The 16,280-nt window shown below is 55.7% G+C and carries 13 protein-coding genes; 3 read left to right on the forward strand and 10 right to left on the reverse strand.

What is annotated here, in order from left to right; all coding sequences use genetic code 11:
- The first annotated feature begins 38 nt into the window (after positions 1–38).
- The 3 genes from R2K26_RS05965 to R2K26_RS05975 are packed head-to-tail and all read left to right on the forward strand — an operon-like array spanning position 39 to position 3,315.
- Positions 39–983 carry a MoxR family ATPase gene (locus tag R2K26_RS05965; RefSeq protein WP_316519204.1) on the forward strand — a complete coding sequence of 315 codons (945 nt, stop codon included), beginning with the start codon at positions 39–41 and terminating at the stop codon, positions 981–983.
- The gene (locus R2K26_RS05970; protein WP_316519206.1) at positions 983–2,107 is read left to right on the forward strand and encodes a DUF58 domain-containing protein; all 1,125 of its coding nucleotides are present in this window, start codon (positions 983–985) and stop codon (positions 2,105–2,107) included. The genes R2K26_RS05965 and R2K26_RS05970 overlap by 1 nt, the downstream gene beginning before the upstream one ends.
- Positions 2,108–2,121: 14 nt before the next feature.
- Positions 2,122–3,315, forward strand: a complete 1,194-nt coding sequence (locus R2K26_RS05975) for a hypothetical protein (RefSeq protein ID WP_316519207.1) — start codon at positions 2,122–2,124, stop codon at positions 3,313–3,315.
- Between the two features lie 54 nt (positions 3,316–3,369).
- On the opposite strand, the gene R2K26_RS05980 is transcribed toward R2K26_RS05975, so the two are convergent.
- The 10 genes from R2K26_RS05980 to R2K26_RS06025 form a co-directional block, all read right to left on the reverse strand.
- Positions 3,370–3,906 (reverse strand): hypothetical protein, encoded by a 537-nt coding sequence (locus R2K26_RS05980; RefSeq protein ID WP_316519208.1) that lies wholly within the window; start codon positions 3,904–3,906, stop codon positions 3,370–3,372.
- A 12-nt stretch (positions 3,907–3,918) separates the two neighbouring features.
- Positions 3,919–4,578 (reverse strand): DnaJ domain-containing protein, encoded by a 660-nt coding sequence (locus R2K26_RS05985; RefSeq protein WP_316519209.1) that lies wholly within the window; start codon positions 4,576–4,578, stop codon positions 3,919–3,921.
- On the reverse strand, positions 4,571–5,491 hold the full coding sequence (locus R2K26_RS05990; RefSeq protein ID WP_316519210.1) for a DUF5685 family protein: 921 nt from the start codon (positions 5,489–5,491) through the stop codon (positions 4,571–4,573). Before R2K26_RS05990 ends, R2K26_RS05985 begins: the two co-directional genes overlap by 8 nt.
- Before the next feature lie 216 nt (positions 5,492–5,707).
- The gene (gene uvrA / locus R2K26_RS05995) at positions 5,708–8,563 is read right to left on the reverse strand and encodes an excinuclease ABC subunit UvrA (RefSeq protein ID WP_316519211.1); all 2,856 of its coding nucleotides are present in this window, start codon (positions 8,561–8,563) and stop codon (positions 5,708–5,710) included.
- Between the two features lie 6 nt (positions 8,564–8,569).
- Positions 8,570–9,355, reverse strand: a complete 786-nt coding sequence (locus R2K26_RS06000; RefSeq protein WP_316519212.1) for a GNAT family N-acetyltransferase — start codon at positions 9,353–9,355, stop codon at positions 8,570–8,572.
- A gap of 10 nt (positions 9,356–9,365) precedes the next feature.
- Entirely contained in the window at positions 9,366–11,339 is a 1,974-nt protein-coding gene (uvrB, locus tag R2K26_RS06005) for an excinuclease ABC subunit UvrB (RefSeq protein ID WP_316519213.1), read from the reverse strand.
- A gap of 124 nt (positions 11,340–11,463) precedes the next feature.
- Positions 11,464–12,180, reverse strand: coding sequence for a JAB domain-containing protein (locus R2K26_RS06010; RefSeq protein ID WP_316519215.1), 717 nt, complete (start codon positions 12,178–12,180; stop codon positions 11,464–11,466).
- A gap of 62 nt (positions 12,181–12,242) precedes the next feature.
- Positions 12,243–13,142, reverse strand: a complete 900-nt coding sequence (locus R2K26_RS06015) for an alpha/beta hydrolase (RefSeq protein WP_316519216.1) — start codon at positions 13,140–13,142, stop codon at positions 12,243–12,245.
- A 20-nt stretch (positions 13,143–13,162) separates the two neighbouring features.
- The gene (locus tag R2K26_RS06020; protein ID WP_316519217.1) at positions 13,163–14,467 is read right to left on the reverse strand and encodes an alpha-L-fucosidase; all 1,305 of its coding nucleotides are present in this window, start codon (positions 14,465–14,467) and stop codon (positions 13,163–13,165) included.
- Positions 14,468–14,802: 335 nt separating this feature from the next.
- Entirely contained in the window at positions 14,803–16,251 is a 1,449-nt protein-coding gene (locus tag R2K26_RS06025) for an oxaloacetate decarboxylase subunit alpha (RefSeq protein ID WP_176820157.1), read from the reverse strand.
- Positions 16,252–16,280 lie beyond the last annotated feature (29 nt).

Raw genomic sequence — 16,280 nt, forward strand, 5'->3', positions numbered from 1 at the left:
ACAACAGAATAAACGCACTCGTCTTTTGGAGGTCTTTTATGGAAAGTAAAACGCTCATTTCGTCCATTCGTGAAAATATCGGCAAGGTCATGGTCGGTTCCGAAGAAACCATCGACCTCTTGCTCACCGCGCTCATTGCCGAGGGTCACGTTCTCATCGAAGATGTGCCCGGCATGGGCAAAACCATGCTTGCAAAGTCACTTGCAAAGTCCGTCAGTCTGGAGTTTAACCGCATCCAGTTCACGCCCGACCTGCTTCCCAGCGACGTCACGGGCCTCAACTACTTCGACCAGAAAGCAAACGATTTCGTTTTCAGCCCCGGCCCGGCATTCTGCAACCTACTCCTCGCCGATGAGATCAACCGCGCCACACCGCGCACGCAGTCAAGCCTGCTCGAGTGTATGGGCGAGCGCCAGATCACCGTGGACGGCGTCACCCGCCCGCTTTCGGCGCCGTTTTTCGTCATCGCCACGCAGAACCCCATTGAAACGCTCGGCACCTATCCCCTGCCGGAAGCCCAACTCGACCGCTTTTTAATGCGCATTTCCATGGCCTCTCCCACAAAAGAGCAGGAGCGCGCCATCTTGCAGCGCTTTATGAAGGAAGAGCCGCTCGAAACGCTGCAAAGCGTCTGCACGCGTGAGGATATTCTCGCGCTGCAAAAGCAGGCAAAGGAGATTTACATTCACCCCGTCCTGCTCGATTACATGATCGACCTCGTGCAGGCCACGCGCAGTTGGCCGAATATCGATATGGGCGTCAGCCCGCGCGGCAGCCTTGCGCTCGTCCGTGCAGTGCGCGCTTACGCCTTGGTGCGCGGCGGCGCATACGTCGTGCCGGAAGACATCAAGACCGTCGCCGTGCCGGTGCTCGCCCACCGTTTGCAGCTCAGCGGCTCTGTCGGCTCCACCGATGCCCAGAAAAAGGCCATGACCGATGTGCTCTCCTCCGTCGCCCTGCCGACTGAGGACTGGTCAAAGTAATGTGGGCGCTCCTTCTGCTCCCGATCGTTTTGCTCGTCCTTTACTTTGCACAGCGCCTTTTGTTCCGCCGCCTGTGGGACGAAAACCTCACCGTACAGATATCCTTTGACCGCGATTACATTTTCTGCGGCGAAGAAGCGAGTCTCGTCGAAACGATCGTGAACAACAAATACCTGCCGCTCCCCGTTTTGGAGGTCGGCTTCGATATGAGCCGCTGGGTGGTATTTCAGGACGAAGAAAACTCCACCGTCAGCGATATGACCTACCGCCGCGACGTGTTCACAGCGTCCGTGCGCCAGCGCATCACGCGTACACTACCTGTCCGCGGCAAAAAGCGCGGCTATTACCGCATCGCGTCCACCACGGTCACGTCCTACGATTTTCTGATGAACGAAAAGCAGGTGGCGCATTTTCCGCAGGAAACGGAGTTCTACGTCCTGCCTGCGCACATTTCCGCAAGCCACATCCGCATTCCGTACAGCAAGATCATGGGTCTGCTCGTCAGCCGTCGGCGTGTGTACGACGACCCGTTCGAGTTTGCCGGCATCCGCGATTACCGCCGCAGCGACCCCATGAAATACATCAACTGGAAGGCCTCCGCGCGCGGCGGCACGTTGCTCGTCAATCAGCACGATTCCACGCTGTCCCAAAAGGTCACTGTCCTGCTCGACTGCACCGGCATCGGCAGCGCCGTGACGGATGCGTTAAACGAGACCGCCATCTCCATCGCCGCCGAACTCGCGGAGCGCATGCTCGCAGACGGCATCTCGGTCTCCGTCATCTCAAACGGCATAGACACCGTAGACGGCAAAATGCTCTCCACCGGCGAGCTCACCGGCCGCAACACCGCACTTTACCTGCGCCGCCGACTCGCAAGATTGGAATGCCGCAACGACCTCACCCCCATGCCGCAGCTTCTCCGCACCCTGCACGACGGCGCACACGGCAGCGACCTCTACGTGCTCATCTCCAAGGAGCAAAAGCTGCCCGTTCTGCCGGATTTGGAAGCCTTAACGGAGGGCAGTGACGCCATCTGGATCCTGCCGGAAGACCGCAACATGCCGGAGCGCTACAAACTCACGGAGACCTCAAAATCCGTCGAAATCGTCCGCTGGGAAGTTTAACGGGAGGGGACAAAATGAAAATTTTCAAAAAGCAAATTCCCGTCCGCCACATTTTATACGTCGTGCTCGGCTGGCTGCACGCCACCATGCTGTGTGTGCCGCTTTACGCGCTCGTTTTAAATTTTGTCTCGGAGGGCATGACAAAAGACGTCATCCTGCAAAACATCCTGCGGGGATTTTTGATTCTCGCCCCCATCGCACTCAGCTGGTTCGCAATAAAATGCCTGCGCCGCATCTTTTTCTATATTCTCGCAAGCATCGGCATCACGGTACTCACCGGCTTCCTGTTCGATTCCGTCCTCATGGCCGTCGTCGCGCTGTTCATCTGCTTCATGCGGCTTTACGGCCGCCTGCACGGCGAAAGCCACTCTCTGTTTGACCACGCCGGCTATGCGGGTCTTGCCGTGTTCGCCGTGCCGTTCCTGTGCTCTGTCTTCACCGACCGCGCCGATTTGATTTTCCAGCCCGTCTCCCTCGTTTTCGCGGCCGTTTACTTCGTGCTGTGCCTCACGCAGCGCGGCATCCGCCGCATCGATGATTACATCGACGTCAACGCCGCCATGCAGAACATGCCCGCACGCCGCATCGTGCGCATCACCTGTGCGCTTTTGGCCGCCGCAGCCGTGTTCTGTGCCGCCGTTTTGCTGCCGCCGCTGCTCACAAGCGACATCGGCTACCGCTACACCCCGCGCGAGGCGATCCACGCCGAATATACCCCGCCCGAGCAGACCGAAACATCCTCCGGCGGCGATATGCCGCTTGACGAGATGATACCCGCCGCAGAGCCGAGCCCCGTGCTCGTCCTCATCATGAAAATCCTCGAATACATCGTGCTCATCGCGCTCGTGGGCGGCCTCATCTTCGGCGTTATTTACGGCTGCATCCGCATCTCGCGCGGGTTTAAAACCTCGTTTGTCGATCGGCGCGACCTTGTGGAAAACCTGCCCGAGGACGAACGCACCACCGTGCGGGAACGCGCCCAAAAGCGCGACCGTCCCGGCTTCCTTGACCGCTCCCCGACCGCTGCGGTGCGCCGCAAATACCGCAAAACGCTGCTGCACGCCGCAAAAGAGCCGCCCGCGCGCTGGATGTCCCCCGCCGAAGCGGAAGCCCACGCGAAGCTCCAAAACGACGCCCTGCACATCGTCTACGAAAAAGCCCGGTACAGCGAAAAAGGCTGTACAAAAGACGACCTCACCGCAATATAAGCTGTACAAAACAAACAGCCCATGGCACACGGAAAACCGCAGCCATAGGCTGTTTTATTTTATATATTTCTGTACAAGCGGGTGCAGTCTGCGAATGTACAGGACGATCAGTCCGTTCATCGAGTAATCGTACAGTACAAACACCACGTTCAGCATCACCGCCAAAATCAGGATGGACCATTTGCCGAATATTTCCATTTCGGAAAGCGGGATCTGCAAAATCCAAACCGCCAGCGCCGTTTCCAGCGCCATCGCCAGATTAAACACGCCGAACTTCGCAAGCACACGCAAAGATTTACGCGTAATGCGCATCAAAAGTCCGTACAGCGTCGGGTAGTAACCGAAAAATAAAATGTAAAACAAAATCGCTTCTCTGTCCGGTGTCAGCAAAATCGCCAGCACACTCACAACGCAATACACCGCAAAGCCGTAGCGCACATTTGTCTCCGCCACAATGGCAATCGTCAAACAGCCAGCCAATGCAGGCAGTGCAATCGTCGCAATGGGCACAATGCCGGTCATCAGCATCAGCACCACGGAAAGTGCAGAAACCACACCGCACAGCGCGACCTTCGCCGCTTTAGAGTGCATGAAAACGCCCCCTTAGCAGCAGGGGATCAGGTCGCCGCCCATGCACTCGCAACAGCAGTCCGCGCAAATCAGACCGTTGCAGATGTCACAGGCGTTGCACCCACCCGCATTGTTCATGTTCATATTCGGATTGTAGCCGCCGTAAACGCCGCTGCGCTGGTTCATGGCCTGGTTCAGCGCCGCCTGATACTCCGGGTTGCCCGGGTCCATCTGGCACGCGCGTGTGAAGTGCTCCTTCGCTTCCTCCAGCCAGCCGCGACGGTATAAAACCGTACCTTTTAAGAAATACCATTCGGCGTTACGGCTTTCCACCGGCACACCGTTTAAGATCTGCTCCGCGTCTGCAATGCGCCCCGCCATAATGAAACGGCGTACATCGTTAAAGCCGGAGGCACTGCTGCCACCCGCATACCCGGCGTTATAACCCGCATTGTACGTGCTATAGTTGTTGTAGCCGTAACCGTTATTGTTCGCACCGCGGTTTTTGCGCTGCGAAACAATGGTGTCGTACGCCTCGTTGATCTCTTTCATCTTCTCGCCCGCAAGCTCGGAGAGCGGGCTGTCGCCGTATTGATCCGGGTGGTACTTTTTTGCAAGCTTTCTGTATGCGTCTTTAATTTCTTCATCCGTCGCCGAGGGCGACACCCCGAGGACCTTATACGGATCAGTCATGTCGTTTCTCCTTCTTTATATGCAGGAAAAGGATCTCCCTTTGCATTTCCGGGAGCCCTTTTTCAAAAATATTCTCCAAAATTCGGGTAAATTTGCCGCTCGGCAATAGGTTCACCGCCGGCAGCAGCCGTGCAAGCGAGCCGTTTAATACCGCATTGCACTCTTCGTCGGCCCTTTTGCGTTCTTCGGGCAATAAACGCAACCCGCGCGAGCTTTCCAGTCCCAGCTTTTGAATAAACGGGTTGAATTTCTGCTGCAAAAGGTCGTCCGTGAGGTCGTCCGCTGCATCCATAATGTAGATCCAGCACCCGAGGAAATACCCCACCTCGCTCAAAACGGCCTTTTCGCCCGCATTGCTGCCAAGCTCCGCGCAGATCGTCTGCAACATCTCCGCCGTCGGCGCACTGCATCGGTCAATGGAAATTTCCTTCGCATGTTCGGCATCGGCCTGGTCGTCCATCATTTTCTGCACGGCGTCCGCCATAAACGGATAATCATTGCTCGCCTTTTTCATCGCGCGTCGCGCAAATAAGCGCAGAACGCGCGCACCGAACGCTTTCAGCCCGTCTTCGTCCGCGGCGGTATCGCGCAACTTGTGCACCGTCATAATGATGCTCAGTGCCGCCGCCTTATGGAACGCCTCTTCGGCAAACACATCCTCGTTCGCGGGGCACACATACGTGCACTTTTTCATCGGGTTGCAGCAGCATCGCTTTTTCTCCGCCTTTACATCGGCATCGCGCTGATTTAGTGCCAGCATCGCATACAGCGTGCAGTCGTAGCTCAGCGTCAGCCGCATCGGAAAACCGTAATATTTTCCGAGCGCCCGGCAAAGCTGACAGTAAACACCTTTATATGCGTCGTATTCTTTCACGAGCATCTCGCCCTTGAACGGACGCACATAGCCAAACATACCGCAAACCTCTCCTTTCTGTTCTTCATTCTACCCGATTTACACGCAAATGTGTTGAACAAAATGTAAATATGAACCGCCCGCACCCCTGAAAGACGCAAAATTCCGGCTTTCTATCTTGGACAGATTCTTTTTCCGTGTCAATCCGTTTAAAACCGCAAAAACGCCGCGCACCCGAAAACCGGGCCCGCAGCGTCATACGTCACTTTGAATTTGTCAGGCTTTCTGCTCCGCCCTGCGCTTTTTGTCACGCTCCAGCATCATTTTGATATACTCGCCGGTGTAGGAACCCTTCGTTGCCGCCACTTGCTCCGGCGTGCCCTCCGCGATGATCATGCCGCCCTTGTCGCCGCCCTCTGGGCCGAGGTCGATGATATGGTCGGCCGTCTTGATGAGGTCGAGGTTATGCTCGATGACGATGACCGTGTTGCCGCCGTCCACGAGCTTTTGTAAAACCTCCACAAGCTTGTGCACGTCCGCAATGTGCAGACCGGTCGTCGGCTCGTCGAGAATATACACCGTCTTGCCGGTCGGGCGTCGGCTCAGCTCCGTTGCAAGCTTCACGCGCTGCGCCTCGCCGCCCGAAAGCGTCGTTGCCGGCTGACCGATCTTGATGTACCCCAGTCCCACGTCGCACAGCGTGCGCAGCTTGCGCGCGATTTTCGGGTGGTCCTTGAAGAACGCAAGGCCCTCCTCCACCGTCATTTCCAGCACGTCGTAAATGCTTTTGCCTTTATATTTCACTTCCAGCGTCTCACGGTTGTAGCGCTTGCCCTTGCACACATCGCACGCAACGTAAACGTCGGGCAAAAAGTGCATCTCAATTTTAATAATGCCATCGCCCTGGCACGCCTCGCAGCGGCCGCCCTTAATGTTGAACGAAAAGCGCCCGGAGGTAAATCCGTGCATTTTCGCTTCCGGCGTGCTGGCGTACAGCTCGCGGATATCCGTAAACACGCCCGTATACGTCGCCGGGTTTGAGCGCGGTGTACGGCCGATCGGCGACTGGTTGATCTGAATGACCTTGTCGAGGTTCTCCATGCCGCGAATTTCCTTATGCTTGCCCGGCACCGTGCGCGCGCCGTTCAGCTCACCCGCCAAACGTTTATACAGCACCTCGTTGATGAGCGACGATTTTCCCGAGCCCGAAACACCCGTGATACACACGAGCTTGCCGAGCGGAATGTCCACCGTCACGTTTTTCAGGTTGTTCTGCTGCGCACCGACAATGGTGATTTTTTTGCCGTTTCCTTCGCGTCTGGTCTGCGGCACGGGGATGAACCGCTGCCCGCTCAAATACTGGCCGGTGATGGACTCCGGGCACTTCAAAATACCCTGCACGTCGCCGCTGTAAATCACGTTGCCGCCGTGAATGCCCGCGCCGGGGCCGATGTCCACAATGTGGTCGGCCGCAAGCATCGTGTCCTCGTCGTGCTCCACGACAATGACCGTATTGCCAAGGTCGCGCAGACGCATCAAGGTCGATAGCAGCTTGTGGTTGTCGCGCTGGTGCAGGCCGATGCTCGGCTCATCGAGGATATACAAAACGCCCATGAGAGACGAGCCGATGTTCGTCGCCAAGCGAATACGCTGGCTTTCACCGCCGGAAAGCGTCGCCGCCGCGCGGGAAAGCGTCAGATATTCGAGACCCACGTTGCGCAAAAAGCCGAGACGTGAACGAATTTCCTTCAAAATCGCCGCCGCGATCATCTCTTCGCGCGGGGTCAGCGTCAACGTATCGAGGAACGCCAGCGCGTCCACAACGGAAAGGTCGCAAAAATCACTGATATTCTTACCGCCCACCGTCACGGCAAGACTCTCTTTGGAAAGGCGCTTGCCGCCGCATGCGTCGCACGGCACCGCACTCATGTACGACTCGATTTCCTCCTTGATCCACGAAGAGGACGTGTCGCGGAAACGGCGCTCAAGGTTGTTGATGATGCCCTCAAACTCTGTCTCATACGTGCCGCGGCCGTACTCGCTTTTGCGGTGCACCTTAATCTTCTCGCCCTTCGTGCCGTAAAGCAAAATGTCTACAAGCTCCGGTGAGAGGTCGCGGATCGGCGTATCAAGCGAAAAATGGTAGTGCTCTGCGAGCGCTTCCATGTACATCGCCGCAATGGTGCTGCCCTCCATCGCCCAACCGCTGCCCTTCAAACCGCCCTTACGAATCGATAAGCGGTCGTCCGGGATGATGAGTGCCGGATCAATGCGCATGAAAACGCCGAGACCCGTGCACTTCGGGCACGCGCCCGCAGGGTTATTAAACGAGAACATGCGCGGCGAAAGTTCCTCCATGCTGACGCCGTGCTCCGGGCAAGCGTAGTTTTGAGAGAACAGCGTATCCTCGCCGTCCACCACGTTTACGATAACAAGCCCGCCGGAAAGTCCTGTCGCCGTCTCTACGGAATCCGCCAAGCGCGAGCGAATGTCCGGCTTGATGACAAGACGGTCAACGACAATTTCAATGTTGTGCTTCTTATTCTTCTCAAGCTTGATGCTCTCGGAAAGGTCATAAATGATGCCGTCAGCACGCACACGGACAAAGCCGCCCTTGCGCGCCGCCTCAAACTCCTTTTGGTGCTCGCCTTTCCTGCCGCGCACCACCGGCGCCAGAACCTGAATTTTCGTGCGCTCCGGCATCTCCATCACCTGGTCGACGATCTGGTCGACGGTCTGCTGGCGGATCTCTCTGCCGCAGACCGGGCAGTGCGGCACACCGATGCGCGCGTACAAAAGACGCAGATAATCGTAAATTTCCGTCACCGTGCCTACCGTGGAACGCGGGTTTTTGGAGGTTGTTTTCTGGTCGATGGAAATGGCCGGCGAAAGGCCGTCAATGTTATCGACATCCGGCTTTTCCATCTGCCCGAGGAACATACGGGCATAGCTTGAAAGCGACTCTACATAGCGGCGCTGGCCCTCGGCGTAGATGGTATCAAACGCCAAGGAGGACTTGCCGGAGCCGGAAAGTCCCGTCAGCACGACCAGTCGATCACGCGGCAGCTTTACATTGATATTTTTTAAGTTGTGTTCTCTTGCACCGGTCACGGTGATGTACTTTGAACTCATTTCGGTTTACCCTTTCGTTTCTTCCTTTTTGAAGCTCGATATTTCCACCCACGCGGGGTAAAAACCCGTGTTGAGGGCGATGTTCTGCGAATGCAAATTGGCAAGCACTGTGCCGTAAAACGGCGTTTTGCCGAGCGCTTCGATGCGGTCACACAGCAAACTTACAAGTGTTGTGCCGAGTCCATGTCCGCGGTACCGTTCTTTTACGTCGATACCGACCTGCCACAGTGCGTCCGTGTCTGCCGAAGCACCCGCCAGCGCCGCGATCTCGTCGCCGTCATACGCCGCGAGTGCGAGGACGTCCGGGCGGTCGGGGTTTTCTTTTTCACTTAACGCATTCGGAAAATCCGTGTTCGGGTACAACGTTTTCACACTCGTTTTGTCGAACCACTTTAATGTAAAGGTATATAGCATTACATATGCTTTGTGCGGCTTGCCGGGCAAAAACATGTGGAAGGTCGATGACAATGTGTAGTCGTATTTGTTCAGCTCGCGTTCGATGCACAGCAAATGCGGAAGCTCGAACAACCAGTACGGGTGCTTGAAGCGCTCGGTATCGCCCGTAAACTCCTTTAAAAACGGGTGCAAAACCTCGTTCGCCGTGATAACCACGCCACTGCCGGTTGATGCCATTTGGAAAAACGGCAGCTCATGCGAATAGAGCCGCACGCCATCAGGCTTCGCCGGCGTTGTGACAGTCACTTGATTTGCTGTAAAGTCCTCTGGCTTTGCATTGTATTCCAGAGCCAGTTGACGCATTGCCTCCGTAAAGCATTTCACCTTGTCGATCATGTCGAACCCCCTATTTTTCCAGCTCCTTGATGCGGTCACGCAGGTAGGCTGCATGCTCAAACTCAAGCAGCTTTGCTGCCGCCTTCATCTCCTTTGTGAGCTTGTCGATCATCACGCGCTTTTCGGCGGCCGTATACTTCTTCTTTTTCTTTGATTTACCGCCCGCTTCCTCCGCCTTTGTGGAAATCTCCAAAATCTCGGAGACCTTTTTCACGATGGTCTGCGGCACGATGCCGTGTTCTTCGTTGTATTTTTCCTGAATGGCGCGGCGGCGCTCCGTCTCGCGTATCGCGTATTCCATCGACGGCGTGACAAAATCGGCATACATAATGACCTCGCCATGTGCATTTCTCGCAGCACGACCAATGGTCTGGATGAGGCTGCGTCCGCTGCGCAGGAAGCCCTCTTTATCTGCGTCCAAAATTGCGACGAGCGACACCTCCGGGATATCAAGGCCCTCTCTCAACAGGTTGATGCCGACAAGCACGTCAAACTCGCCGAGACGCAGGTCACGGATGATTTCCATACGCTCCACCGTGTCGATATCGTGATGCATGTAGCGCACGCGGATGCTATAATTTTCAAGGAAGCCCGTGAGGTCCTCCGCCATTTTTTTCGTGAGCGTTGTCACGAGAATACGTTCGCCGCGCGCGGTACGCACGTTGATCTCCGAAATTAGATCGTCAATCTGCCCGTCGGTCGGCTTTACCGTGATGCGCGGGTCTAAAAGTCCTGTCGGGCGAATGACCTGCTCCACGACCGCTGCGGATTTTTCCAACTCCAAGTCGCCCGGCGTGGCACTGACGAACACCGCCTGATTGACGTGCGCGTAGAACTCATCAAAATTCAACGGGCGGTTGTCATACGCCGAGGGCAAACGGAAGCCGTAATCCACAAGGCTCTGTTTACGCGCGCGATCTCCGGCGTACATGGAGCGCACCTGCGGCAACGTCACGTGCGATTCATCAACGAACAGCAGAAAATCATCCGGGAAATAATCGAGCAGTGTGCACGGCTGGCTGCCGGGCTTACGGCCCGAAAGCACGCGCGAATAGTTTTCGATGCCCTTGCACATGCCGATCTCGCTGAGCATTTCAATATCATAGCGTGTACGCTGCTCGATGCGCTGCGCTTCGATGAGCTTATCTTCGGACTTAAAGAACTTGACGCGTTCTTCCATTTCGGCCTCGATCTCCTTGAGCGCGACCGCCATTTTTTCACGCGGAACGATATAGTGCGACGCCGGATAGATGGCGACATGCCTTAAATCGCTGACAATTTCGCCCGTAAGCGGCACAACCTCGCTGATGCGTTCGATCTCATCGCCGAAAAATTCGACGCGGATCGCCTTTTCGCTCGATTCCGCCGGGAAAATTTCCACTACATCGCCGCGCACGCGGAACTTATTGCGCGTAAAGTTGATGTCGTTGCGCTCGTACTGGATCTCGACGAGCTTCTGCAAAAGCTCATCGCGGCTTTTTTCCATGCCGGGGCGCAGTGAAATGACCATCGTGCGGTAATCGATTGGGTCGCCTAAGCTGTAAATGCACGAAACGGACGCGACGATAATGACGTCCCGCCGCTCAGAAAGCGCACTGGTGGCGCTGTGGCGCAGCTTATCGATTTCCTCGTTGATGGCGCTGTCTTTTTCAATATAGGTATCCGTCTGCGCAATGTACGCTTCCGGCTGGTAATAATCGTAGTAGGAAACGAAGTATTCCACGGCGTTATCCGGAAAAAACTCGCGGAACTCGCTGCAAAGCTGCGCGGCAAGCGTTTTGTTGTGTGCCAAAACAAGCGTGGGACGATTCAATTCCGCAATGACGTTCGCCATGGTAAACGTTTTGCCGCTGCCCGTAACGCCGAGCAGCGTCTGCTCCTTATGCCCCGCGCGGATGGACTCCACAAGTTCTTTGATCGCCTTCGGCTGGTCGCCCGTCGGCTGATATTTTGACTTCAGTACAAATTTATCCCGCTCCTGCATGGCTTTGCTCCCTCACTGAATTTTCAGAACATACGTTTCGCTACGATTTAGTATAGCACACGAACACCCGTTTGTCAATGCATTCCGCCGTTTATGTCCGCCGACGTCCTGTGATGTTCGGCTTTTACGTGATGATCTGCCGTTTTAGGGTGGCGATGTCGTGGCGGAGCTTTTGGAGGACGCCGGTCGCGCGCATGGAGAGGTAATCCTCGTCCGTGAAAATGAAGTGGTCGGAGAGGATGACGTCTATGCCGGAGAGTGCGAGCTCGATCTCCTTGGTTGTTTGGATGTCCTGCCGTGAGGGCGTGCAGTTGCCGCTTGGATGGTTGTGCGCGAGGTAAACGGCATCGGCGTCGTACAAAAGGCACAGCCGGGCGATTTGACGGGTATAGATGGGCACGCCGTGCACGGAGCCCTCGTTGACAATGCCCATGTATTTTAAATACCCCTTGCTGTCCAAAATGAGCAGCACGACGATCTCCGTTTTTCTGCCGAAAAATTTGTTCTGCACGGCGGCAAAGGCGGTTTTAGTATCGACAATACGGGTGCGCGCCTGATTTTTCGACTCCATATAGGCACGGAACAAGTCCGGGTAAGCGGCGAGCGCACTTGCAAGGTGCGGGCCGACGCCGGGGCACTCTGCCAAAATCTGCGCGGGGGTATCAAACACGTCGCTAAGTTTTCCGTGTCGCTCCAAAAGTGCGGCCGCCGTTGTTTGTGCGGGGCAGCTCGGGTCCAAAAGGTGCAGCGCAAACGTCAAAATATCGAGCTCCGTAGGGTTAGACGTGGTATTCAGCTTTAAAAACTCCGCTTCCTCTTCCCTTTTTCGTCTTGCGGCCATGGTTTTCATTCCTTTCAAATGCTTGAAAAAGGGCAGCACCGCCTATGGGTGCCGCCCGGTTTTCAGCGGTCGATATAACGTTCGATAAAGCTGCGCACAGCGCTCCAATAGAGCTTTGGCGCGACGGAGGCGGAAAGGCAGTGGCCTGCACCCGGCACAGTAAGCAGCTGCTTATCGCAGTTTGCGGCTTCGTAAAGGCGATACACCATGGCGCACGGCACGAGGGCATCCGCCTCGCCGTGGATAAACAGCACGGGAATTTTGCAGCGGCGAATCTGATTAAGCGCACTCGCTTCGCGAAAGCTATACCCGAACTTCACTTTGGCCGCAAGCGACACCGCCGGGATAAACACACCCATTGCGCCGCCGTACAGATCTTTGACAGCGGCTTTGGCCTGATCCCACACAGAGGTGTAGCCACAATCTTCAATGGCAAGCTTCACCTGCGGCAGCAGCTGCTCGCCCGCCGTCATCATGACGGTGGCAGCGCCCATGGATTCGCCGTAGAGAAGGATATGCGCGTCTTTGTCGCGGCGAATAACCTCGTAGATCCAGCCGATGATATCCTTACGCTCCGGCCAGCCCATGCCAATCCAGTCTCCGGCGCTGTCACCGTGGGCGCGGGCGTTCGGCATTAAAATGTTAAAGCCGAGGTCATAAAACGACTTGCCGCGGTGGCGCATACACTCTGCGCGGCTGCCGTAGCCGTGGCAGATGATGGCATAGCGGTGGCCTTTGTGCGGGATGAACCATGCAGTGAGGCGCATATTTTCGGGGTTGCGGTACGTGACGCGCTTGGCATATTTCTTGAACCATACTGTTGCCGCACGGGTTTCTTCATCGTCCGGCAGCGGGTCTTTGTTCGGCGGGCGGCGGCGCAGGGTATCGTTTAAAACGGCGTTGGAGACAACCGCGGCCGCACCTGCAGCCAACGCTGCGGCGAATAGTGCTTTTTTACCCATAAACACGCACTCCTTTTGGTTTACTTTGTGTGGACAGCGATGACGGTGTCGATGTCATCGGGCAGTTTTACAGTGTTGGAAACCTGCACGAACACGACGTCCGGGTAGTTTTCAACAATCCAGTTTTTAAGGGGCTTTATCTCGGTGCCGTCGGAGATAAGACGGATAGACTCAACCTCATCGAGCGAAATGCCCTGCAGCGGGATACCGCCGATGGAGTTTTCCATAATGTGATAATAGAGCGTTTTGCTGTTTTTGGTGATGCGGCCGTTTTCGGGCTTCGGCAAATCGCAGCCGCCGCAGCCGTAAATGGAATCGGAATTCTTCTGCATCCACGCGCCGATTTTTTCCAGAATCTCGACGGACTCTGCGGGGATATTGCCTCTGGCATCCGGGCCGACATTTAAGAGCATATTGCCGTTTTTGCTGACGCACTCAACGAGCTTTTTGATAATCATTTCGGCGGGCTTAAAGTTCTTATCCTTTGCGCAGTAGCCCCAGTTGTCGTTCATCGTGATGCAGGCTTCCCAACAGATATTGCGGCCGCGGCTGTCCTTAAAGCCGGTCTGCGGGATGATCTGCTCCGGGCTAACATAGTCGCCGCTGTACTCGAGCGGTTCGTCCGTTGCGATGGAGCCGAAGCCACTGCCGCTGACCTCCAGACGGTTATCGATGATGATGTCCGGCTGCAGGGAGCGCACCATACGCACGAGCTCCGACGCACGCCACGCTTCGCCGGTGAGGTTATCGTAGGAGAAGTCGAACCACATCATATCGAGCTTGCCGTAGTTTGTGCAGAGCTCGCGCACCTGACCGTGCATGTAATCGAGGTAGTTATCAAAGTTATAGGGCTTATCTTTATAGGCAATGTTGTTGCGCATAGGGTGCTGGCGGTCACCGTAGGCGGGGTAATCCGGGTGGTGCCAATCGAGCAGTGAATAATAAAGACCGACCTTGATGCCCTCTGCGCGGAACGCATCGAGATACTCACGCACGATGTCTTTGCCGTAAGGCGTGTTCGTGACTTTCCAATCGGTAAGAGCGGAATCAAACAGGCAGAAGCCGTCGTGGTGCTTTGCCGTGAGCACGGCATACTTCATGCCGGCCTGCTTTGCAAGGCGCGCCCACTTTTTCGGGTCAAAATCTTTCGGATTAAACTCGTTGAAAAACGGGATGTAGTCCTCCTCCGGAATCTCTTCCGTGGAGCGCACCCACTCGCCGCGCGCAGGGATGGCGTAAAGGCCCCAATGGATGAACATGCCGAAGCGGTCGTGGGTGAACCACTGCATACGCTTATCATATTTTTCTCTATCAAATTTATACATACAAACTCCGTCCTTTCGCCCGCTATTTCGGGGATTCTTACTGTGATTGTATCATTTTGCCCGGCTTTTGTAAATAGATATTCGCGCGAAAAAAGGAAAGAAAGGCGCCGCGCAAACAGCATGGTAGATACGCGTGAGCGCGACGCCTATTCCCCTGCAATTATAGAGCAACCCCGTTGCCTCTTTTAAATCGGGCAGCGGCGCTGTTGTGCGTAAAGGAGTATAGCTTTATATTTGTGTAAAGCTATATATCTGCACAGATATGCAAAAACGCTCGTCCGCTGATAAACTGGGACGAGCGTTTTGTTCACTTATTTAAGCGGATTTCCGATCAATCAGAAGTTGCCGTTGGTGAGATCCTCGACGTAGAGGGTCTTCGGGCCGTTGTTGGCCGGTGCTGCGGGCTTTGCAGCCGGTGCAGCTTCTGCGGCAGGTGCTTCATCCTTATGCGGATTGTCGCGCCACTCAAAGAACTTTGTAGCAACAGCCGGGAACAGTGCGTAGGAGAGGACATCCTCTTCGCTCTTTGCTCTGTCGCCGATCTCTGCTCTGTACTTCTCAAGCTCCGGCTCGATGAGGTCGGCAGGACGGCAGGTGATGACCTTGTCATCGCCGATGCACTTCTTGCGGACTTCCTCGTTCACCTCGCCCGGCAGCTTGCCGTATTCGCCACGCAGCATGCCCTTGCTCTCTTTGGTGACCATCTTATAGCGCTCACCGACAAGAACGTTCATAACAGCCTGCGTACCGACAATCTGGCTGGTCGGGGTAACGAGCGGCGGGTAACCGAAGTCAGCACGGACGCGCGGCACTTCTGCGAGCACATCATAGTACTTGTCTTCTGCGTTTGCCTGCTTGAGCTGAGAGATAAGGTTCGAAAGCATGCCGCCCGGAACCTGATACAGCAGCGTGTTGGTATCGACCTTAAGGACCTTCGGGTTAATGTTCAGCTTATCGGCAACCGTACGGAAGTGTGCGGCAACCTCGCTGAGCTTCTCAAGGTCAAGGCCGGTATCACGGCTGGTGCCCTGCAGCGTGGCAACGAGGGACTCGGTTGCCGGCTGAGAGGTGCCGTTTGCGAGCGGGGACAGTGCGCAGTCCACGATGTCAACGCCTGCCTGTGCAGCCATCAGGTTGACCATGTCGCCTGTACCGGTGGTGTTGTGGGTATGCAGATGGATCGGCACGCTGACGTTTTCCTTCAGCTTCTTTACGAGCGAATATGCGTCGTACGGAAGGAGCAGGTTTGCCATATCCTTAATGCAGATGGTATCTGCACCCATCTTTTCAAGCTGCATAGCGAGCTTTACGAAGTAATCCTCGCTGTGCACGGGGCTCTTTGTATAGCTGATGGCAGCCTCTGCCTTGCCGCCATATTCCTTGACGTACTTCATAGCGGTCTCCATGTTGCGGGGATCGTTCAGTGCGTCGAAGATACGGACGACATCGATGCCGTTTTCGATGGACTTTTTGCAGAACTCTGCAACCACATCATCGGCATAGTGCTTGTAGCCGAGGAGGTTCTGGCCGCGCAGGAGCATCTGCAACGGGGTCTTCGGCATTGCCTTTTTGAGCGTTCTAAGACGCTCCCACGGGTCTTCGTTCAGGAAACGCATGCAGACGTCGAACGTTGCGCCGCCCCAGCACTCCAGAGACCAGTAACCCATGTTGTCCAGCTTTTCGCAAGCCGGAAGCATATCCTCGATACGCATGCGCGTTGCGGCCTGAGACTGGTGCGCGTCACGCAGGATGGTATCGGTAATTCTAAGGGGATTCTTAGCCATAATAACTGTTACTTCCTTTCCTAAGCGTT

The sequence above is a fragment of the Neglectibacter sp. CSJ-5 genome, assembly GCF_032490475.1.
Lineage (GTDB): Bacteria > Bacillota > Clostridia > Oscillospirales > Acutalibacteraceae > Hominenteromicrobium > Hominenteromicrobium mulieris.

What these genes read in the sequence shown, in the direction of transcription:
- R2K26_RS05980 (WP_316519208.1), bottom strand. Translation starts at nt 3,906, where the DNA reads ATGCACTCTAAAGCGGCGAAGGTCGCGCTGTGCGGTGTGGTTTCTGCA.
- R2K26_RS06010 (WP_316519215.1), bottom strand. Translation starts at nt 12,180, where the DNA reads ATGGCCGCAAGACGAAAAAGGGAAGAGGAAGCGGAGTTTTTAAAGCTG.
- R2K26_RS06015 (WP_316519216.1), bottom strand. Translation starts at nt 13,142, where the DNA reads ATGGGTAAAAAAGCACTATTCGCCGCAGCGTTGGCTGCAGGTGCGGCC.
- R2K26_RS05985 (WP_316519209.1), bottom strand. Translation starts at nt 4,578, where the DNA reads ATGACTGATCCGTATAAGGTCCTCGGGGTGTCGCCCTCGGCGACGGAT.
- R2K26_RS06000 (WP_316519212.1), bottom strand. Translation starts at nt 9,355, where the DNA reads ATGATCGACAAGGTGAAATGCTTTACGGAGGCAATGCGTCAACTGGCT.
- R2K26_RS06025 (WP_176820157.1), bottom strand. Translation starts at nt 16,251, where the DNA reads ATGGCTAAGAATCCCCTTAGAATTACCGATACCATCCTGCGTGACGCG.
- R2K26_RS06020 (WP_316519217.1), bottom strand. Translation starts at nt 14,467, where the DNA reads ATGTATAAATTTGATAGAGAAAAATATGATAAGCGTATGCAGTGGTTC.
- R2K26_RS05965 (WP_316519204.1), top strand. Translation starts at nt 39, where the DNA reads ATGGAAAGTAAAACGCTCATTTCGTCCATTCGTGAAAATATCGGCAAG.
- R2K26_RS05990 (WP_316519210.1), bottom strand. Translation starts at nt 5,491, where the DNA reads ATGTTTGGCTATGTGCGTCCGTTCAAGGGCGAGATGCTCGTGAAAGAA.
- uvrA (WP_316519211.1), bottom strand. Translation starts at nt 8,563, where the DNA reads ATGAGTTCAAAGTACATCACCGTGACCGGTGCAAGAGAACACAACTTA.
- R2K26_RS05970 (WP_316519206.1), top strand. Translation starts at nt 983, where the DNA reads ATGTGGGCGCTCCTTCTGCTCCCGATCGTTTTGCTCGTCCTTTACTTT.
- R2K26_RS05975 (WP_316519207.1), top strand. Translation starts at nt 2,122, where the DNA reads ATGAAAATTTTCAAAAAGCAAATTCCCGTCCGCCACATTTTATACGTC.
- uvrB (WP_316519213.1), bottom strand. Translation starts at nt 11,339, where the DNA reads ATGCAGGAGCGGGATAAATTTGTACTGAAGTCAAAATATCAGCCGACG.